General features: G+C 65.5%; 12 protein-coding genes. 8 read left to right on the forward strand and 4 right to left on the reverse strand.

Annotation, left to right across the window (positions count from 1 at the left end; genetic code table 11):
- Positions 1-126: 126 nt before the first annotated feature.
- Positions 127-1,440 carry an ABC transporter substrate-binding protein gene (locus AB7Z56_RS09535; RefSeq protein WP_063981582.1) on the reverse strand — a complete coding sequence of 438 codons (1,314 nt, stop codon included), beginning with the start codon at positions 1,438-1,440 and terminating at the stop codon, positions 127-129.
- A gap of 120 nt (positions 1,441-1,560) precedes the next feature.
- Between AB7Z56_RS09535 and AB7Z56_RS09540 the strand changes: the two genes are divergently transcribed.
- Positions 1,561-1,734, forward strand: coding sequence for a hypothetical protein (locus AB7Z56_RS09540; RefSeq protein WP_155257718.1), 174 nt, complete (start codon positions 1,561-1,563; stop codon positions 1,732-1,734).
- Positions 1,735-1,969: 235 nt separating this feature from the next.
- Here AB7Z56_RS09540 and AB7Z56_RS09545 read toward each other — a convergent pair whose 3' ends face one another.
- Positions 1,970-3,637: a SulP family inorganic anion transporter gene (locus AB7Z56_RS09545; protein WP_063981583.1), complete on the reverse strand. Its 1,668-nt coding sequence runs from the start codon at positions 3,635-3,637 to the stop codon at positions 1,970-1,972.
- 302 nt (positions 3,638-3,939) lie between these two features.
- Positions 3,940-5,430, reverse strand: coding sequence for a caspase family protein (locus AB7Z56_RS09550; protein WP_063981585.1), 1,491 nt, complete (start codon positions 5,428-5,430; stop codon positions 3,940-3,942).
- A 428-nt stretch (positions 5,431-5,858) separates the two neighbouring features.
- Between AB7Z56_RS09550 and AB7Z56_RS09555 the strand changes: the two genes are divergently transcribed.
- The 3 genes from AB7Z56_RS09555 to AB7Z56_RS09565 are packed head-to-tail and all read left to right on the forward strand — an operon-like array spanning position 5,859 to position 9,756.
- Positions 5,859-6,890, forward strand: a complete 1,032-nt coding sequence (locus AB7Z56_RS09555; protein WP_028147675.1) for a TRAP transporter substrate-binding protein — start codon at positions 5,859-5,861, stop codon at positions 6,888-6,890.
- A 1-nt stretch (position 6,891) separates the two neighbouring features.
- Positions 6,892-8,766, forward strand: coding sequence for a TRAP transporter large permease (locus AB7Z56_RS09560; protein WP_245328563.1), 1,875 nt, complete (start codon positions 6,892-6,894; stop codon positions 8,764-8,766).
- Between the two features lie 12 nt (positions 8,767-8,778).
- The gene (locus AB7Z56_RS09565; RefSeq protein ID WP_063981586.1) at positions 8,779-9,756 is read left to right on the forward strand and encodes an NAD(P)-dependent oxidoreductase; all 978 of its coding nucleotides are present in this window, start codon (positions 8,779-8,781) and stop codon (positions 9,754-9,756) included.
- 213 nt (positions 9,757-9,969) lie between these two features.
- Here AB7Z56_RS09565 and AB7Z56_RS09570 read toward each other — a convergent pair whose 3' ends face one another.
- Positions 9,970-11,136, reverse strand: a complete 1,167-nt coding sequence (locus tag AB7Z56_RS09570) for an ABC transporter substrate-binding protein (protein ID WP_063981587.1) — start codon at positions 11,134-11,136, stop codon at positions 9,970-9,972.
- Positions 11,137-11,423: 287 nt separating this feature from the next.
- On the opposite strand from AB7Z56_RS09570, the gene AB7Z56_RS09575 reads away from it, so the two are divergent.
- From AB7Z56_RS09575 to AB7Z56_RS09590, 4 genes are all read left to right on the forward strand, one after another.
- Positions 11,424-13,844 carry a bifunctional diguanylate cyclase/phosphodiesterase gene (locus AB7Z56_RS09575; protein ID WP_441256193.1) on the forward strand — a complete coding sequence of 807 codons (2,421 nt, stop codon included), beginning with the start codon at positions 11,424-11,426 and terminating at the stop codon, positions 13,842-13,844.
- Positions 13,845-14,074: 230 nt separating this feature from the next.
- Entirely contained in the window at positions 14,075-15,376 is a 1,302-nt protein-coding gene (locus tag AB7Z56_RS09580; RefSeq protein WP_063981589.1) for an MFS transporter, read from the forward strand.
- Between the two features lie 156 nt (positions 15,377-15,532).
- Entirely contained in the window at positions 15,533-18,118 is a 2,586-nt protein-coding gene (locus AB7Z56_RS09585; protein ID WP_063981590.1) for an EAL domain-containing protein, read from the forward strand.
- Between the two features lie 280 nt (positions 18,119-18,398).
- A complete protein-coding gene (locus tag AB7Z56_RS09590; RefSeq protein WP_063981591.1) occupies positions 18,399-18,956 on the forward strand; it encodes a hypothetical protein in 558 nt (185 codons plus the stop codon).
- The last annotated feature ends 82 nt before the right edge of the window (positions 18,957-19,038 follow it).

Consider the following 19,038-nt stretch of genomic DNA (forward strand, 5'->3'; position numbering starts at 1 on the left):
CCAACAGACGCGTCATGCGAAACTTTGATCGCGCCGCCTCACAGAGAGACGGCGCACCGTACAAGTCCGAGACGCGGGGCGCGCGGCAGCCACTTCGCAGCCGTGCGACGTGCTGCGCACGTACTTTCAAGAATAGACCTTCTTGAGTTCGACTTCCGCCCATTTCACGGAATCCTCCGCCGGAGCGCCCTGGATCGCTTTGGCGTACATATCTGTGATGATGTATTTGGTGAGCACTTCGGCAGCCTTCTTGCCTGATGAGGGCAGAGGGTACCCGGGCGTCTGACCCAGGAGGCCGGCGATCTTGAAGGGCGCCATGACCTTGTCCTCTTCCCACAACTTGTGTTTCTCCCATTCGTGGGTCGGCGGTGTCGCGAAACCTTTCTGGGAGACGAACCAAGGCTCGTAGTTCGCCTTGGTATGGACCCACTTCAACAACGCCTTCGCACCGTCCTGATTCTTCGAATAGTTCGGAATGACGTGAGAGAAATAGGTGTGCATGGCGAATTGGCCGGCCGGGCCTTTGGGCAACGGCGAGTGCTGGATGTCGGTCTTCAGCTGTGCGCCTTTTTCAGTAATATATTTGTCGGGGTTGCGCAGCGATTCGATGTAGATCGAAGCGCCGTTGAGGGTGGCGCAGATGGTTTGCGACAGGAACGCACGGTTGTTGTTGGTGTCATCCCAGGCAAGCCCGCCCTCGTCGTGGGCTTCCTTCCAGAAAGCCGTCATGAACTTGACGGACTCGATGACCTCTTTCTTGTTGATGTTGACAGTCTTGCCGTCCTTCTCGACCTCGGTGCCGCCCCACGACCACATGTACGGGTAACTGAACGTCGGCGCGTCACCGAACGTGTGGCCGAGCGTCTGACCGATCGGCCGGCCCTGGGCCTTGAGCTTCTTGCCAACCTCGCGATACTTCTCCCAAGTGTCCGGGAAGGTCGATGAGCCGATCTCATCGAACCAGGATTTTCGGTAGGCGATCATGGCGCCGACGATGGTCCACGGCAAAGAGATCCATTTTTGGCCGTCGGCGGAGTTGGACTTGCACAGATCATAATAGCCATCTTCGGCCTCGCTCACACGACCTGCGATGTCGGACAGGTCGATGACGCTCTCCGAATAGATCTGCGGGTGGTTGTTGAAGAGCATGATGATGTCGGGACCTGAGCCCGACTGGATCGCCGAGGTGATGCGCGGCTGCAGGTCGTTGCCATTCACAGTCTCAAGATTGATCTTGATTCCCAGCGCCTTCTCGGCAGCAGGCAGGAGCTCCTTGCGCAATAGCTGATCGGAAGCTGGCACGAAGTCATTCCAACGCAGCCAGTGTACCGTGGTGCCCTGTGCAAAAACGGGAGCCCTGCCAGTGGCCAGGATGCCGGCCATGCCGCCCACAAGCGCCGTGCCGCCCTTGAGGATGTTACGTCGGGTTACCGTCGTCATGCATTCCTCCCTCGGTGTGTCTGAGCTAATATCCTTTGGCCAGTCTAACGCCGGCTTGGAGTCTCTTTCAGTCTATCGCGCCTCCGTGGCCCAACGCATGCGCCCGCGACAACGTCCGCAATGTATTGGCTCGATGATCATTTGGTGGCGTTCCACTTGCAGCGCCGGGGTGGCGAGTTCGCCGCGAACCAGGGGGCGTTCTTCGCGGAGCAGCGGCGCGATTGCATCGCACCCAATCGTAACGGCGATACGATCGGCGGCCTGGATCATGTCGGCGCTGCAGCCAGCGCTTGAACCCTACCGTCATAACGATCCCTCCCGCGCAGCGACGGTATAGCCGCGGCCAAGCGGGTTTTCCCCGTCTTATATGAAGTTCGGTACCGGAAGCTGGCGCGACATCATTGTCGCCCGTCGCAGCAGGAAATCAAGTGCTAGCTTTGACGCGGCGGCCATGGTCTTACTCCGCGAACTGGCCGGCGACCAAAAGTATCGCTCCCTTTTGGGGCGGCGGACCGAGTGAAGGCGGTGGTTATTTCGCCAGCTTGCGCACGGCTTCATCGACGCTGTGGAAGACGTGTTCGCGGGGCAGGGCGTCGAACAGTCTGAAACGTTCGAACGCGTTCTGCGCGCGCACCGATTCCAGCCGCGCCAGTGCGACGGTGACGCCCTGTTCGCTGCACGCCTTGAAGACGTCGAGCAGGATCTGCGCGGCGGTGAAGTCGATCTCGACCATGCCGCTCGCCTCCAGCACCAGCAGTTGCGGCGTCGAGGTGCCGAGCACTTTGGCCACGTCGCTGCGAAAACCCGGCGCGTTGAGGAAGGACAGCGGCGCCTGGAGCCCGATCACGGCGACGCCGGCGATGCGCTCGCCGGTGATGTGCGGATGCGCCGGCCACCAGATCGTGGTGCCCGGCACGCGCTCGAACTCGACGAGCCGCGCGCGCGTCGTGCTCCAGATGCCGTGCAGCAGCGACAGCACGATGCCGAGGAAGGCGCCCTGCTGGATCGGCAGCACGATGATCAGCGCGGCAGTGGCGACGATCAGCAGGAACTCGCTGAACGATTGCCGGTAGATCATGGCGATCTGCTTCACCCGGATGATCCGCAGCGCCACGAACAGCAGGATGCCGCCGAGCGCGGCGTCCGGAACGTGCTGCAGCAGCCCCGTCCCGAACGCGAGCAGCGCCAGCACGATTGCCCCGGCCGCAAGGCCCGCGAGCTGCGATTGTCCGCCGGTCTCGGCGACGATCCCGGTTCGCGGCGGGCTGGCATTGACCGGAAACGCGCCGAACAGGCCGGACAGCACGCTGCCAGCGCCCGCACCGAGGAAATCGCGATCGACATCGGCAGGCTTGTCGGGATCGGACGGGAACGACCGCGTCGTCGCGGCCGTCTGCACCATCACCACGACCGTGATGACGAAGGCGAGCGGCACCAGGCGCACCCACAGCTCCGGTGCAAGGTCAGGCAAGGTCGGTCGCGGCAGCGTGCCCGGCACCGCGCCGACGACGCTGACGCCCTTGCTTTCGAGGCCGAGTGCGATTGTGGCCAGCGTCGCGGCGACGAGCCCGATCAGCGCACCCGGAATTTTCGCGCTGACCCTCTCGGCGATGAAGACCACGGCGAGCACACCGAGCCCGATGCAGAGCGTGAACGGGTTGGTGCGGCCGAGTTCGGTCGCGAGCACGCCGATGCGTTCGAGTGTCGGCCCGCTTGGTGATGGAAGCCCGAGCACGCCCGGCAGTTGCGAGACGATGATGTGGACGGAGATGCCGGCGAGGAAGCCGACCATCACCGGCACGGACAGAAGATTGGCGATGCCGCCGAGGCGGAAAGCGCCGCTGGCCAGCATCATCGCGCCGACCATCAGCGCCAGCGCGATCGCAAGCCCCTGATACTCAGGCGAGCCGGTGGCAGCGAGCGCGGCAAGTCCGCCGGCGAAGATCGGCGTGATCGTGGAATCCGCGCCGCAGGACAGGAAGCGGTTGCCGCCGAGCAGCGCGAAACCGAGCGAGCCCGCCATGAACGCGAAGAAGCCGATCTGCGGCGCAAAACCACCGAGCCGCGCCGTGGCCATCTGCTCTGGGATCGCAATCGCCGCCAGCGTCAGTCCCGCCATGAGGTCGCCGGGCAGGGAATAGGACGCGAGTGACCGGAACAGCGGCCATGAGTTCTTGGCGGGCGCGTCGTGCGGCATCGATATGGAATCCCCGAAAAGGCTGGCGTCGCTCAGACTACAGCATTTCGCGAATGTCCACGATCTGCGTGTCTCGGACGCGGCGCAGCACGTAGTGCTGCGCCGCAGAGCCGGGACCCATCGTGCTACGCCGATTGCTGCCGCGTGGGCCCCGGCTCTGCAGCGCACCGCACCGGACGATGCGTCGCATCGCCGGGAGCGCTGCGCTGCGCCCGGGGCACGCGAGTTGCTGGCCGCTCACCATCAACAGAAATGTCCGCAGGCAGGGCCTGCGGACATCCATTCGCTTGGTGAACTGGGGCTCAGTACCTGCCGCGGTTGTAGTCGCCGCGTCCGTAGCCGCCTCCGCCACGGCCGCCCATGCCCATGCCGAGACCAATCCCGACGCCAATTCCGACGCCCACGGCTTCAGGTGGCGGGCCAGGGGGTGGCGCGCGCTCGTAGATCACTTCGTCGGGCGGCGGCCGGCGCGGCTTCGGCGGCGTCTCGACCACCTTTCGCTTCGGCGGGGTATCGTCGACGCGTTTCTTGATGACGGGCGCCACCGCCGGATTGACCGGCGTTGCCGGTGTCGACGGCGCCGAGCACGGGCAGGTCGGGGCCATTGCGACCGCGACCGGAGCAGGGGCCGCTGCGGCCGCGACCGGCAAGGCATAGTTGCGGTTCTGCACGCGGAGCAGCAGCCGGCGCGCAGTTGCGGCGAGATCGCTGTTGTCCCAATTCGCCAGATAGGCCTCGAACGAAGCGCGCGTGTTGATGGCGGTGGCGCGCTCCCAGGCCAGCATCTGACGCCGGCGCTCCAGGATCGTGCGCAGACGCGGCGTGTAGGAGGCCTGTGCGTAGAGCTCGACATAGGCCTGATACGCCTCGACGGTGTCGTCGGCGATCACCAGCTCATAGGCAGCCTTCGGCTCCTTGCCCTGCAAATCCTTGCGCCAGTCCGCGACGCTGCGCGTGCCGCTGGCGAGTGCCATGGCGGATGCGCCCGGGAGAGCAGGCTGTCCGCCGCTGCTTTCGCCGCCGAAGAACTTGAAGTCGGTCGTCAGCGACGAGCTTTCCCACGGGATCTGCCGCCCGTCGGTCGATTGCGCCACGGCGATGCGGATGCGCTTGAACACTTCCTCGATCGGCAAATTGGGCTGCTTGGCAACGGTCAGCGCCGCCGTGGTGTAGGGGCTGTCGACGCCGGAGCCGTCCTCGGCTTCGGCGCCGGGCGAGGTCGAATAGGAGATGAAGGAGCCGGGCGCGCCGGCTTTGGTGTCGACGATCGCAAGCCCGTGGCCAGCGCCGCTGAGCGCAGGGAACGGATTGTTGCGGCATGCATCTAACATGAAGATGCGTGCCCGCGTCGGCAGCGCGCCGAGCGTGTTGAGCAGATCGTTCAGCCGCACGCCCTGGAGTGGAATGTCGGCCTCGCGCTTGGGATCGAGATCGACCGGCACCAGATAGTTCTCGCCGTCGATCTGGAGGCCGTGGCCGGCATAGAACACCAGTGCGACGGTGTCTGCGCCGCTGGCGCTGACCTTGCCGGCGAAATCGGAGATTGCAGCGCGCATCTCGTTCTGCGCCAAATTGGCCGCCGTGGTGACGGTGAAGCCGGCATTGCCGAGCAGCTCCGTCATGCCCCTGGCGTCGTTGGCTGCGTTGGGCAGCTCCGGCACGGTCCGGTAGGCCGATTGGCCGATCACGAGTGCGAGCCGCGCCTCGGCGTCGGCGTCAGTCGGCGTTATCAACTGCGTGAGCGCGACAAGGCTGGAGGCAAGAAACAAATTGCGAAGGACCGGACGGCGCATGGTGTCACCTCCATCGGCAATGCGCGCGATGATGTCATCATTCCTAGGTCGCCGCCACGCGTCTGTCTGTGCACTGGATCACGCTGCAAGCTGCGGCAAAATGGGGCAGGGCGTCTGCCGGAGCCGCCGGGGCATCGCTCGGGCGGCATCCATGTGAATTGCGCATTGATCCATGCACCAATTGGATTGATCCGTGCTGCTGCGCGAAGCGTCCTGTCGCACATCGGCCCCGAGGCCGATCCGATCGAGAATCCCGGACAAACATGGTTGTTTTGACGGCGCCGATGCCGTCGATGTTCGCAACCCGCCGCTTTGCGACGGCCGGCTGCAACCCTTGCCTGCCCCGTCGCTTTGGCCATACAGTCCGCGCAACAGGCCGTGGCAGCGATCTCGGCCGTAAGCAAGAATATTCGGGGAGAGACCGCGCCATGACCATCGTGCCTGTGAGCCGTCGCACGTTCATCAAGTCGTCGACGGCGGTCACCGCCGGCCTCGTTCTCTCTCCTGCCATCATCGGTCGCGCCGAAGCGGCGACGCTGAAGCTGAAATGCTCCTCCTCGCTGCCGAACGATCCGAAATACGCCAACGGCCGCGTCTACTATGACAACCTCGTCAAGAACCTGAAGGGCAACGGGCTCGGCGAGCAGGTCGAGGTCGCCTTCTTCCCGGACAACCAGCTCGGGCAGGAGATCGACGTCATCAATTCGGTGAAGCTCGGCGTCATCGACCTCATGGTGTCGGGCTCGTCGATCTCGGCCAACCTGGTGCCGCTGGTCGGCACCTTCGACCTCGGCTTTCTGTTCTCGAGCTTCCCGCAGCAGACCAAGGCGTTCGATTCCGGCGCCGCCAAGCCGATCGAGGACGCGCTGCTCAAGAGTGGCAACATCCGCATCATCGCCTGGGCCTATAATTTCGGCTCACGCAGCGTGCTCGCGAGGAAGCCGGTGAAGACGCCGGAGGATCTCGCCGGCCTCAAGATCAGGACGCTGCCGAATCCGGTGATCACGGAATGCCTGCGCCTGATGGGCGCCGCCGCGACGCCCCTGGCCTTCGGCGAGATCTACACGGCGCTCCAGGCCGGCGTGCTCGACGGGCTGGAGCACGATCCGCCGACGATTCTGGCCAGCAAGTTCTTCGAAACGGCAAAATTCTACTCACTGACGCAGCACAATTTCTCGCCGCTCGCGATCTACTTCAGCGACGTGACCTACAACCGCATGGATCCGAAGCTGCGCGAGGGTTTCCTCGATGCCGCCAAGAAGGCCGCGGCCGATACGCGCGCCCATGGGCTTGCGGTCGAGAAGGAGGCGCTGACGGCTTTGACCGAGAAGGGCGTGACGGTGGCCGAATGCGACCGCGAAGCCTTCAAGAAGCGCGTCGCGCCGCAGCACGAGAACTTCATCAAGGCGCGGCCGGAGTCCAAGCCGGTCATCGACATCATCCGCGCGACGCAAGCTTGAGATGACCAAGTCTGAGATGGCGTTGACAGCCGCCGTGCCCCTCTCGGGCGGCCGCCACGGGAGCATTACGCTGCTGCTTCGCCTCAGCGACGCGATTGCGGCCATCCTCCTGGCCGCCGATCTCGTGGTCGTCTGCGCGTCGGTGCTGCTGCGCTTCTGCTTCAATGCGCCGGTCGAATGGTCCGACGACGTCGCGCGCGGCCTGATGGTCGGCTCGGCCTTCTTCGGCGCGGCGAGCGCGCTGGCGCGCGGCGAGAATGTCGGCGTGTCCTTCTTCCGCGATCTGCTGCCGGTGCGGCTGCGCACGCTGGTGGATGCCGCGAGCGCGCTTCTGGTCGTGCTGATCTCCGGCTATGTCGCCTACAACGCGATCAAGCTGGGATCATTGACTTCAGGCCAAACCACCGGGTCCGGCCTGCCGCTGGAGCTGACCTTCTACCCGATGGGCATCGGCGCGCTGTTCATGACGGTGTTCGCGATCGACCAGCTCTGCGCGCGGCCGCTGCCTGACATCGTCAGGGGCCTCGTTGCGGTCGTCATCGTCAGCGGCCTCTATCTCGCCTGGGATTATCTGTCGCCGTCCACGGTGCCGTCAGCGGGTACGCTGATGTTTATCGGCTTCTTCGCAACCCTGTTCGGCGGATTGCCGATCGGGTTCGCGCTGGCGCTGGCCGCGCTGATCTTCATCTGGGTCGAGGGCGCGCTGCCCGGCGTGATCTTCGCCCAGCAGATGGCGCGCGGCATCGACAATTTCGTGCTGCTCGCGATCCCCTTCTTCATCCTCGTCGGCTACCTCATGGAAGCCAACGGCATGTCGGTGCGCCTGATCGAGCTGTTGCAACGCGGTGTCGGCCGTATGCGCGGCGGACTCAACGTCGTGATGGTGGCGTCGATGGTGCTGTTCTCAGGCATATCCGGTTCGAAGATGGCCGACGTCGCCGCGGTCGGCTCGGTGCTGATCCCGGCCGCACGCCGCTCGAAGCAGAATCCGGGCGGCGCGGTGGCGTTGCTTGCCGCATCCGCGGTGATGGCGGAAACCATTCCGCCCTGCATCAATTTGATCATCCTGGGTTTCGTCGCGAACCTGTCGATCGGCGGCCTGTTCGTCGCTGGCCTCCTGCCGGCGGCGCTGATGGCGCTGGTCCTGATCGCGGTGTCCATCATCTTCGGCAAGCGGCCGGCGGATACCGAGGACGTTGCGCCGCAGATGCCGGTGTCTGGCCTTTGGAGCGGCGCGATCGCCTCGTTCGGCCTGATCTTCATGATCTTCTTCGGCTTCAAGAGCGGCTTTGCGACGGCGACGGAGATCTCCGCGTTTGCCGTGGCCTATGCGCTCGTCGTCGGCAGCGTCGTGTTCCGCGAGCTCACCTTTAAGTCGGCCGCACACAGCTTCGTGCAGGGCGCGACGCGTGCGGGGCTCGTGCTGTTCATCGTCGCCGCCGCGCAGTCGCTGGCGTTCACGCTGACCCTGCAGCAGGTGCCGCACGCGGTCGGCGACTTCATGTTGGGATTGTCCAAGACATCAGGGACGTGGCTGTTCATCCTGCTCGCGATCGGCGTGCTGATCGTGATGGGCTCGGTGCTGGAAGGCGCTGCCGCGCTCATCATCTTCGGGCCGCTGCTGCTGCCGGTGGCCGTGCAGCTCGGCGTCGATCCCCTGCATTTCGGCGTCGTGCTGGTCATCGCGATGGGCATCGGCCTGTTCGCGCCGCCGCTCGGGCTCGGACTCTACGGCGCATGCCTGATCGGCAACGTGCCGATCGAGCAGACGGTGAAGCCGATCATGGGCTATCTCGGCCTGTTGTTCCTCTGCCTGCTCGTCATCGCTTTCGTGCCATGGCTCTCGACCGCACTGCCGCGGGCATTCGGCTACTGAAGGAGTCTTGTCGTGAAAGTCTTGCTGGCTCACACGCCGGAGATGCGCCGCAATTACTACGGCGACCGCAGCCTGAATGGCCTGCGCGCGGCCGCCGAGGTGATCCTGCACGAGAGCGACGACACGCTGGACGCGGTTACCCTCGTGCGCGCGGCTGGTGATGCCGACATCATCGTCGCCGATCGCATGACGGAAGGGCGCGGCGAGATCTTTGCGCAACTGCCGCGCCTGCGTGCCTTCGTCCGCTGTGCCGTCGACATCCGTAATGTCGACGTCGATGCAGCCTCGAACGCCGGCGTGCTCGTGACCCGCGCCGGTCCGGGCTTCGTGCAGGCGGTGGCCGAGCTTGCGATCGGCTACATGGTCGATCTCTCCCGCGGCGTGTCCCGGGCGACGGCGGATTACCAGGCCGGCCGCAGGGTCGAGGCGCGGATGGGCCGCCAGCTCGCCGGCAGCCGGATCGGCATCATCGGCTATGGCAGCATCGGGCGCTATCTCGCCGAAATCGCCAAGGTGATGCGCATGGAGGTGCTGGTCTCCGATCCCTTCGCTGATGTCAGCGACGGTTCGATCCGGCAGGTCAGTCTCGACGAGCTTCTTGGGGCTTCCGACTATGTCGTCTGCCTCGCCATCGCCAACGAGCAGACCGAGAATTTGATCGGCGAGGCGGCGCTGGCGCGCATGCAAAAGGATGCTGTGTTCATCAATCTCTCGCGCGGCAATCTCGTCGACGAGGCTGCGCTGGCACGCGCGCTGCGCGAAAACCGCATCGCCGGCGCGGCGATGGATGTCGGCCGCGCGCCCGACCAGATGCCGAGCCCGGAGCTGGCGAGGCTTCCCAACGCTATCGCCACGCCACATGTCGGCGGGCTGACGCCGCAGGCGATCGAATACCAGTCGCTTGAAACGGTGCGGCAGGTCGAGGCGATCGTCAAAGGCGAGGTCCCGCAAGGCGCCGTCAACGCGGAGTGCTGGACGCGCCGGCCTTGATGACTTTCTAGCCGACAGCACAGCTCTCTCCGTTCCCTCCCCCCTTGCGGGGGAGGGGCAGGGAGAGGGGTGCCGCACGGGGATTCCTTCCGTCGCGCACCGAGCGGTGCATCGTCGGCAACAAGCACCTTTTCCTGGGCGACCCCTCTCCCCAACCCTCCCCCGCAAGGGGGGAGGGAGCGCACCTTTTTCGTGGCGCTAGTCGGGGTTAGCCTAAAGCCGATCCACCGCCCTGAACGTCCCGTCCTTCTGGATCACGGTCAAGAACACCTTCGGCGGCGCGTCGGTCATGCGCGCGCCGACGGTGACGATGCTGCCGCTGATGTCGAAGCGGCCGACGTCGTTGATGGCGCGCAATAGGCTCGCGCGGGTCGGCTGCGGCCCGGCCTTCTCCAGCGCCGCGGCCGCGAGGCGGCCGGAGAGATAGCCTTCGAGCGACACGAAGTCCGGTGTCAGCGTCGGGTCGAACGCCCTCTGCGCCGCCTGGTAGTCGGCGACGAGCTTTTGCGAGCGATCCCAGGGAAACGGCACGACCTGCGAGACGATGACGCCTTCGCCGTCGGGGCCGAGCTCTCTGGCGAGCGCATTGGCGCCGACGAAGGAGATGTTGACGAAGGTCGGATGGAAGCCGCTGCGATGCGCGAGCTTAATGAACTCCGCGCAAGGGCCGTAGGTCCCGACCATGACGACGGCTTCGGGCTCGGCGCGCTTGATCATGCGCCAGGCCGCGCCGACCGCGCGGGTGTTGCGCTCGAAGGTGCCTTCGGCGGCGAGCTCGAGGCCGCGCCTGGCGAGTGCGCGCTTTACGCCGGCGAGACCGTCGCGGCCGAAGGAATCGTCCTGGTAGAAGATGCCGATGCGGGTGAAGTGGCGATCCTCGGTGAGGTGCTTGACCCAGGCCTCCGCTTCAGCGCCATAGCTTGCGCGAATGTTGACGACGTTCGCAAGCTCGAGGTCGCGCAGGAATTCGGCACCGCTGAACGGACCGATGAAGGGAATGTTCCTGGTACTGGTGATCGGTATCGTCGCCATCGCGGTCGGCGTGCCCACCGCGCCGATCAGCGCGAACACCTTGTCGTCCTCGATCAGCCGCAGCGTCTGCGCCACCGAGCGGTCGGGATCGTAGCCGTCGTCGCGGCTGATGAGCTGGAGCCTGCGGCCGTGGACGCCGCCCTTTTCGTTGATCTCGGTGAATGCCGCGACGATGCCTTGCCGCATCCGCTGTCCGAGCGCGGAGGAGGGGCCTTCGAGCGCGGCCGCCTGGCCGAACAGAATCGCATCGTCGCTGACGCCGACCTCGTCGCCTTTCGCTGCAGGATTGGCCGCGGCGAGTAGCGCGACGGCCAGAGCGACGCAGGCCGCTGATCGCGATCGTGTCATGAGGATGTTTGCCGGATAAGGGAATACCTGTCGGAAACGATAGTCCCGTCGCCCTGAACAGCTCGCTAACCCCCGATGTAACGGTGCTCCGTAAGAGTCCGGGGAAAAGCGGCAAAATGCTCGCACAATGGCCCCTGCTTGCAGGCCAATCGTTAACTAAGCCGCGCAATCTGCGACGACCCGGTTCTGAAATTGTGCGGTTCTTAACCCCGATCCTTGTCCGATAGCAGTTCCGGCAGCTCAACCAGAAGTGGGTTGCCGCGCCGAGGGGGACTTGCGGGATCAAGATGGGCGGTCGGGGTCAGAACGATCAGGATCGGGAACGTAGGACCGGATGGTGGCGCGCCGCGCCGCTGCTCGGACTCTATCGCCCTGCGCTCGTCGCAGTCGGCGTCGGTCTCCTGTTCTCGCTCGTGGGCGCCGCCGCCGTGGCGCGATGGGAAAACCGCGTCAACAAGATCGAGTTCGAGAACGCCGCCGAAACCGAAGCCATCGTCATGCAGAACGGCATGAGCGAGTACATCTCCAGGCTCGTCGCGCTGCGTACGCTGTTCGAATCGACCAACGAGGAAATCACCCGCAGCGAATTCGAGACGTTCAGCTCCCGGCTGTTCGAACGTCATCCCGGCATGCTGCGCATCTCCTGGCTGCCGCGCGTCAACCGCAAAGAGCGCGCCGAATACGAGGCCGCCGCGGCCACGGACGGCGTGTCCGGCTATCGCATCAAATCGCTCCAGGGCGAGACCTTCGCGACCGCGCCGCAAGCCGATGAATATTTCCCGGTGTTCTACTCGACCCAGCCGAAGACGTCGTCGGTCTACGGCATGGATTACGCGACCGTTCCGGAGCGCCGCGCAGCCCTCGAGCGCGCGCGCGACAACGATCGCGTCGCCGCCATTCGCACGCGCCTCTACGAGCCGAAGGAGGGCGGCCGGCAGCCCGACGTGCTCGTTGCCATTCCCGTCTACGCCAAGGGAACCTCGCGCGAGGCGGTGGCGGACCGGCGCCGCAATCTGGCGGGCTTCGTCGTCGGCGTCTTCGACCTGCCGCTGCTGATCCAGTCCATTCGCGTGACCACGGGAGCAAGCCCCGCGGTCAGCGTGAACGTCTATCCACCCTTCACGGGGCAGATCGTCAGCCTGGAACAAACCCTGCCGGACTATGCGTCGGCCGCCACGTCGATGCGGGACGTCGCCCGGGCGCTGCACTGGTCGGGCAGCCTCAAGATCGGCGATACCGACTGGCAGGTGCGCGCCATGCCGACGGCCGGAGGTTCGCTGGAGACGGCCTACGACCGCGCCGTTGCCGTCATCGTCGTCGGCATGCTGCTGACGCTGTCGCTCGCGACCTATCTCATGCTCGCAAGCCGCAGCTCGCGGCGGCTCTCGCTGGCGAACCGGCGGGTGCTGGAGCTCGCCCAGACCGATATCCTGACCGGGCTGCCGAACCGCGCCTTCTTCCTGACCCGGCTCGACATGATGAACAGCCAGTTGAGCGTGCGGGGCCTGCCGTTCGCGATCCTGATGCTCGATCTCGACCGCTTCAAGAACGTCAACGACTCGCTCGGCCATGGTGCGGGCGATGCGCTGCTGCGCCAGGTGGCGCTGCGGCTGAGATCTGCGCTGCGCGCCACCGACGTGCTGGCGCGGCTCGGCGGCGACGAGTTCGCCATCATCCAGGAGGCTTGCGACGATCAGCGGACTTGCGCGACCGAACTCGCCGCGCGGATCGCGAAGCTGGTCGCCGAACCGTTCCTGCTGCCCGGCCATCGCGTCGAGATCGGCACCAGCATCGGCATCGCGATCGCACCGGACCACGGCAGCGACCAGGAGCAGTTGCTGAAGAAGGCGGACCTCGCGCTCTACCGCTCGAAATCGGCCGGCCGCAACTGCTTCACCATCTACGACGAGGCGATGTCGGCCGAGCTCGAGGCTCGCAACACGCTGGAAGGCGATTTGCGCGATGCCATCGCGCAGTGCCAGCTCGAAGTGCACTATCAGCCCTTTATGGACGTCGCCAGCGGTGGCCGTCGCGGCTTCGAGGCGCTGGTGCGCTGGCGGCATCCGAGCCGCGGCCTGATCCCGCCGGACCAGTTCATCGGGCTTGCCGAGGAAACCGGGCTGATCGTGCCGCTCGGCGAATTCGTGCTGCGGCGCGCCTGTGCGGACGCCGCCGCCTGGCCATGCGATCTCATGGTTGCGGTGAACCTGTCACCGATCCAGTTCAAGGAAGCCGAGCTGTTCGAGACGATCTGCGCAGCGTTGGCAGATTCCAGCCTTGCGCCGCAGCGGCTGGAGATCGAGATCACCGAATCCGTGCTGCTGGAACGCGGCGTCGAGAACCTTGCCTTCATGGAGCGGCTGAAGCACATCGGCATCGAGCTGGCGCTCGACGATTTCGGCACCGGCTATTCGTCGCTCAGCTATCTGACCACGTTCCCGTTCGACAAGATCAAGATCGACAAGTCCTTCATCCGCAACCTCACGCATCAGCCGCGCAGCTCCGCGATCATCGCCTCGATCGTGACGCTCGCACGCGGCCTCGATATGTCGGTTACCGCCGAAGGCGTCGAGACACGCGAAGAGTTCGAGCGGCTGACCGCGCTCGGCGTCAATTTTGCACAAGGCTATCTGTTCGGACGCCCGCAGCCGGTCGACCAGATCGAGTTCGACGCGCCCGTCCGGGCTTCGCAGCGCGACGCGGCCTGAGCGCGGGCCTGGCAACATTTGAACATATACGAGAGGTCGTCATGCCCGGGCTTGTCCCGGGCATCCACGTTCTTTGTTCCGCGTAGCGAAGACGTGGATGGCCGGGACAAGCCCGGCCATGACGATGTGGCAACTTCTGCGACCCGCCAAGAAACACATTCGTGAAAATCGCTTGACCCAGACGGCCCTGGATGGTCGGTAGCACCATCTAGGGATGAAATAAGCACAACATGCGGCTTCCGTTCTTCTACGGCTGGGTCGTGGTCGCGGTGACCTTCGTGACCATGGCGATCGGCGTCAACGCGCGCACCGCGTTTTCGCTGTTCTTTCCTCCCATCATCTCGGAATTCGGCTGGGAACGCGGCGTCACTGCCGGCGCATTCTCCTTCGGCTTCGTCGTGTCGGGCATCGTCAGCCCGCTGATCGGCCGCCTGATGGATCGCGCCGGCCCGCGCGCGGTGATGGAGCTCGGTGTTGTGCTGATGGGCGGCGGGCTGCTGCTCGCGCCACTCACCAGCACGCCCTGGCATCTCTACGTGACCATCGGCGTCATGGTCGGCGCCGGCTCGGTGTGTCTCGGCTATTCCGGCCAGTCGCTGTTCCTGCCGAACTGGTTCATCCGCAAGCGTGGCTTCGCCATCGGGATCGCCTTTGCCGGCGTCGGCATCGGCTCGGTGACGCTGCTGCCCTGGGTGCAGCACATGATCGAAGAGACCGGCTGGCGCACCGCCTGTACCGCGATGGGACTGCTCATCCTCGTCGTGCTGGCGCCGATCAATCTGTTCCTGCACAAGCGGCCCGAAGACATCGGCCTTCAGCCGGACGGCGATGCCACGCCGGCGGCGGGCGCGGCGACACCGGTGTCCAACATCGTCGATCCCGTCTGGGTCGGCACCGACTGGACGCTCAAGCGGGCGGTTGCGACCGCACGCTTCTGGTGGATCGCGCTCGGCTATTTCAGCGGCCTGTACATCTGGTACGCGGTGCAGGTGCACCAGACCAAATTCCTGCTCGACATCGGCTTCAGCCCGGGTGTCGCGGTGTGGGCGCTCGGCATCGTCAGCCTGCTCGGCATTCCCGGCCAGATCCTGCTCGGCCACGTCTCCGACCGGATCGGGCGGGAATGGGTGTGGGCGATCAGCTGTGCCGGCTTTGCGATCTGCTTCGCGGCGCTGATGGCGCTGAAATTCCAGCCGTCGCTGTGGCTGGTCTATGTCATGGTGTTCGCGCAAGGCGCGCTCGGCTACGGCCTCACCTCGATCATGGGCGCGGTGGTGTTCGAGATCTTCCAGGGCAGGCACCAGGGCAGCATTTTTGGAACGATCATGCTGGCGGCCCTGGCCGGCGGCGCGGCGGGTCCCTGGCTCACGGGTTTCCTCTATGATCGCACCGGCGACTACACGCTCGCCTTCGCCATCGCCATGGTCGTGAGCGGACTGTCGGCGCTCGCGGTCTGGCAGGCCGCTCCACGCAAGGTGCGGGCGGTGGCCGGCCGGCTGCACAAGCTCAAGCCCACAAGCGCGGCCGAATAGGTTCCGAATGCATCGGATTGCCTTCGCAGCTTTCGCGAGCCGTTAAACATGTCGCGTCTTGGCCGGACGCGACCTGGCTGCAAAAACGTCTTGGACACCATCGCGGCGCTAGCCTCGGCCCCCCTTGCCATCTTCCCGATGCATCCGGGTCCAACGATGTCCGCCGCCGATTGTCCCATGACAGAAATTCCGGACGTGCTGCTGGCTGCGCTCGAATGCGCCGACGGCGGCATCGTCATCGTCGATGGCGCGCGTCGCATCACGCATTTCAATGCCGGCGCGGAGCGGATCTGGAAACTCGCGCGCGCCGAGGTGCTCGGCCGCGACGCCGAACTTCTCACGCTCAAATGCCTTCGGGCCGATCCGGTCGCGGAGTTCCGCGACGAGATCAGCCTCGTGCGGCGCGACGGCACCCGGATCCGGGCGGCCATCTCGCTGTCATCCGTCACGCGTGGCGGCGTCACCCATCACGTCGTGTTCGCGCGTGACGTCACCGCGGAGGCCGAGCGCCGCGTCAGAATCGGGCTTCTCCACGCCGTCTCCGACCAGACCAACCGCGCGGTGCTCATCACCGACACGGACCAGAACATCGTCTACGTCAATTCCACCTTCGCGACGCTGTTTGGCTACACCAGCGAGGAGGCCGAGGGCCGCCGCGCCGGCGCGCTGATCGCCGGCCGCCACACCGATCGGAAGGCCGTCGCGAAGCTCGTCAAGCGCCTGATGACCGGCGGCCGCCGCGGCGAAATCGAGACGCTGGTCTACAACAAGGGCGGCGAGGAGATCTGGGTCTGCGCCCGTATCGACGTCTTCCGCGACAAGAAGGGCCGTGCCAGGCACATCTTCGCGCTACTCGAGGACATCACCGAGACCAGGCAGCTGCGCTCGCTCCAGCAGCTCATCATGAGTGCGCTGGCCGACGAGGTTCCGATCACCGATATCGCCGACAGGCTGTGCCGAAGGGTCGAGGAGATCGCGCCTGACGTGGTTTGCTCGCTGCTCCACGTCGATGCCGCAGGCCTCGTCCATCCGCTCGGCGGCCCCAGCCTGCCCGAGGACTATTCGCGTGCGCTGGACGGCATCGCGATCGGTCCGAATGTCGGATCCTGCGGCACCGCGGCCTTCTACGGTGAACCGGTGCTGGCCGAAGATCTCGACACCGATCCGCGCTGGCAGCCCTACAAGACGCGTCCGCTCGAAGTGGGCCTGCGCGCCTGTTGGTCGACACCGATCAAGGCCAAGGACGGCCGGGTCATCGCCACCTTCGCCTTCTATTTCCGTGAACCGCGCGCGCCGAGCAACTGGCACCGCCGTATCGTCAACGCCTGCGTCGACCTCGGCGCCTTCGCGATCGAGCGCAAGGAAGCGCGGGCCGAGATCGCGCGGCTCGCCTATCACGACATTCTCACCGGGCTGCCAAATCGCGCGCAACTGCGGCACCTGATCACCACGGCCATCGATGCCTGCCCGACCGGCAGCCACGTTGCGCTGGCCTTCCTCGACGTCGATCATTTCAAGGACGTCAACGACACGTTCGGCCACGCCGCGGGCGATGAGCTGTTGATCCAGCTCGCGCAGCGCCTGCGCGAGCAGATCGGCCCCGAGGACATGCTGGGACGGCTCGGCGGCGACGAGTTCGTCATCCTGCTGCCGCAGCGCAATGCCGAGAGCGCCGAGCGCGTCGCGGCCGGGGTCGCGGAGGCGCTCGCCGCGCCGCTGCGGCTTGGCTCCAGGCAGCTGCAGATGTCGGCGAGCATCGGCATCAGCCTCTATCCCGACCATGCGACCGACATCGACACCTTGATGCAGCAGGCGGATGCGGCCATGTACATGGCCAAGCAGGCCGGCCGCTCCACCCATCGCATCTTCAGCGCCGAAATGAACGGGCTCACCGAGCAGCGCCTGGCGCTGATCGCAGCGCTGCGCCGCGCCATCGCCGAGGGCGCGCTGACCCTCAGCTACCAGCCGCAGATCCGCAGTTGCGACGGTGCCGTCCACGGCGTCGAGGCATTGGCGCGCTGGCATGATGCCGTGCTCGGCGACGTCTCGCCGGCGAAATTCATCCCGCTCGCTGAGGAGTGCGGCCTGATCGAGCAGATCGGCCTGTGGTCGGTGCGTGAGGCCTGCCGGCAGATGGCGGACTGGCGCCGCGCCGGGCTCGACATTCCCAGCGTGTCGGTGAACCTGTCGCCGATCAATTTCCGCAACGTTACGCTGGCGGCGCGGCTCAAGGACATCCTCGCCGAATACGATCTGCCGCCGGACGCACTGATGCTCGAGATCACCGAGGGCACGTTCATGCGGGACAGCGTTGCCGCGCTGGAGACGATGAACGCGATCCGCGAGCTCGGCGTCGGGCTTTCCGTGGACGATTTCGGCACCGGCTATTCCAGCCTCAGCCGGCTTGCGCATCTGCCGATCCGCGAGCTGAAGATCGACCGCAGTTTCATGCGCGACATCGAGAGAGACGCGGGCGCGCTCGCGGTCGCCACCGCCGTGGTGCGCGTCGGACAGGGCCTCGGCATGACCGTCGTCGCCGAAGGCGTCGAGACCGAAGGCCAGCGCAAGACGCTGGCCGAGCTCGGCTGCGACGTCGTCCAGGGCTTCCTCTACGCGCCCGCGCTGCCGCCGGTCGTATTCGAACGCTGGCTGATCGAGCACTGCGCCGAGCAGACGAGGGCGATGCTGGGGCGGATCGATGTTACGCCGGCCGGTCGCGACGTGGTGAAGCGGTCGGCATAGTCGGCTCCAGGGCGTTCGCGCACAATCCGGCAGTCATCCCTTTCAACGGGTAGCTCCAGCCCCGGCTGATGATCGGCTGGTCGGATTTTTGTTTCTGGATATTACTAATTGCCGATTGGCAATATCGAGCAACCGGCGCGGCGCCCTGCCAAATGCTCCGCGCCAGCTCCCGTTCCTACCACCGCGCAACCAGGCAAATCCAACTGCCAGGGCGAACTCAGGACTGGATGGGACTCGGGGCAACGTCACCTCGGGTCCGCCAAAAGCACGGAAAGCCACCATGACCTCGATTTCTGCGCTCTCCTCCAATCACCACCGCTCATCACCGTTGCAACAATTACAAGACGAGCTGCAAGCGGAAGTCAGTTCCGGCACGATCGATGCGTCGGATCAGTCGGCGCTGTCGGCCGCGCTCAGCAGCATCGGCTCCGCGTTGCAGTCAACCGGTGCAAGCGATCAATCCGGCGGCGGGACATCTTCGCCCGACGCCTTCGCGTCGAAGATTAATGGCCTCATCCAGCAGCAAGTGTCGGCCGGCAAGTTGACGGACGAGCAGGCCACCGAGCTGCAAGGAATTTTCAAGGCGGCGCTCTCGCATGGACCGCACGGAGCGGGTGGACCGCCGCCGGACGGGCCACCGCCATCCGGCGAGCCTCCCTCGGTGAACGGCACGGACGACTCGTCAAGTGGCAATTCGACGGCAGAGCTGCTGCAGCAGTTTCTCCAGCAGCTGAAAAGCTCGCTTGCGGACTCGACATATAGCGCGACGAAAGCAGGCGATACGACCAATGCGAACGATCCGTCGTTGTCCGGCGTCCTGATCAACGATCGGATCTGATATCGGCGGCGCGCCGCGCTGACTCGGTTCGCCGCATCGAAACCAGGGCCCGCCATGAATGCGCGCGCCCTGGTCTCACGTT

It is taken from the genome of Bradyrhizobium sp. 482_C4_N1_8, assembly GCF_052075965.1.
GTDB lineage: Bacteria > Pseudomonadota > Alphaproteobacteria > Rhizobiales > Xanthobacteraceae > Bradyrhizobium > Bradyrhizobium barranii.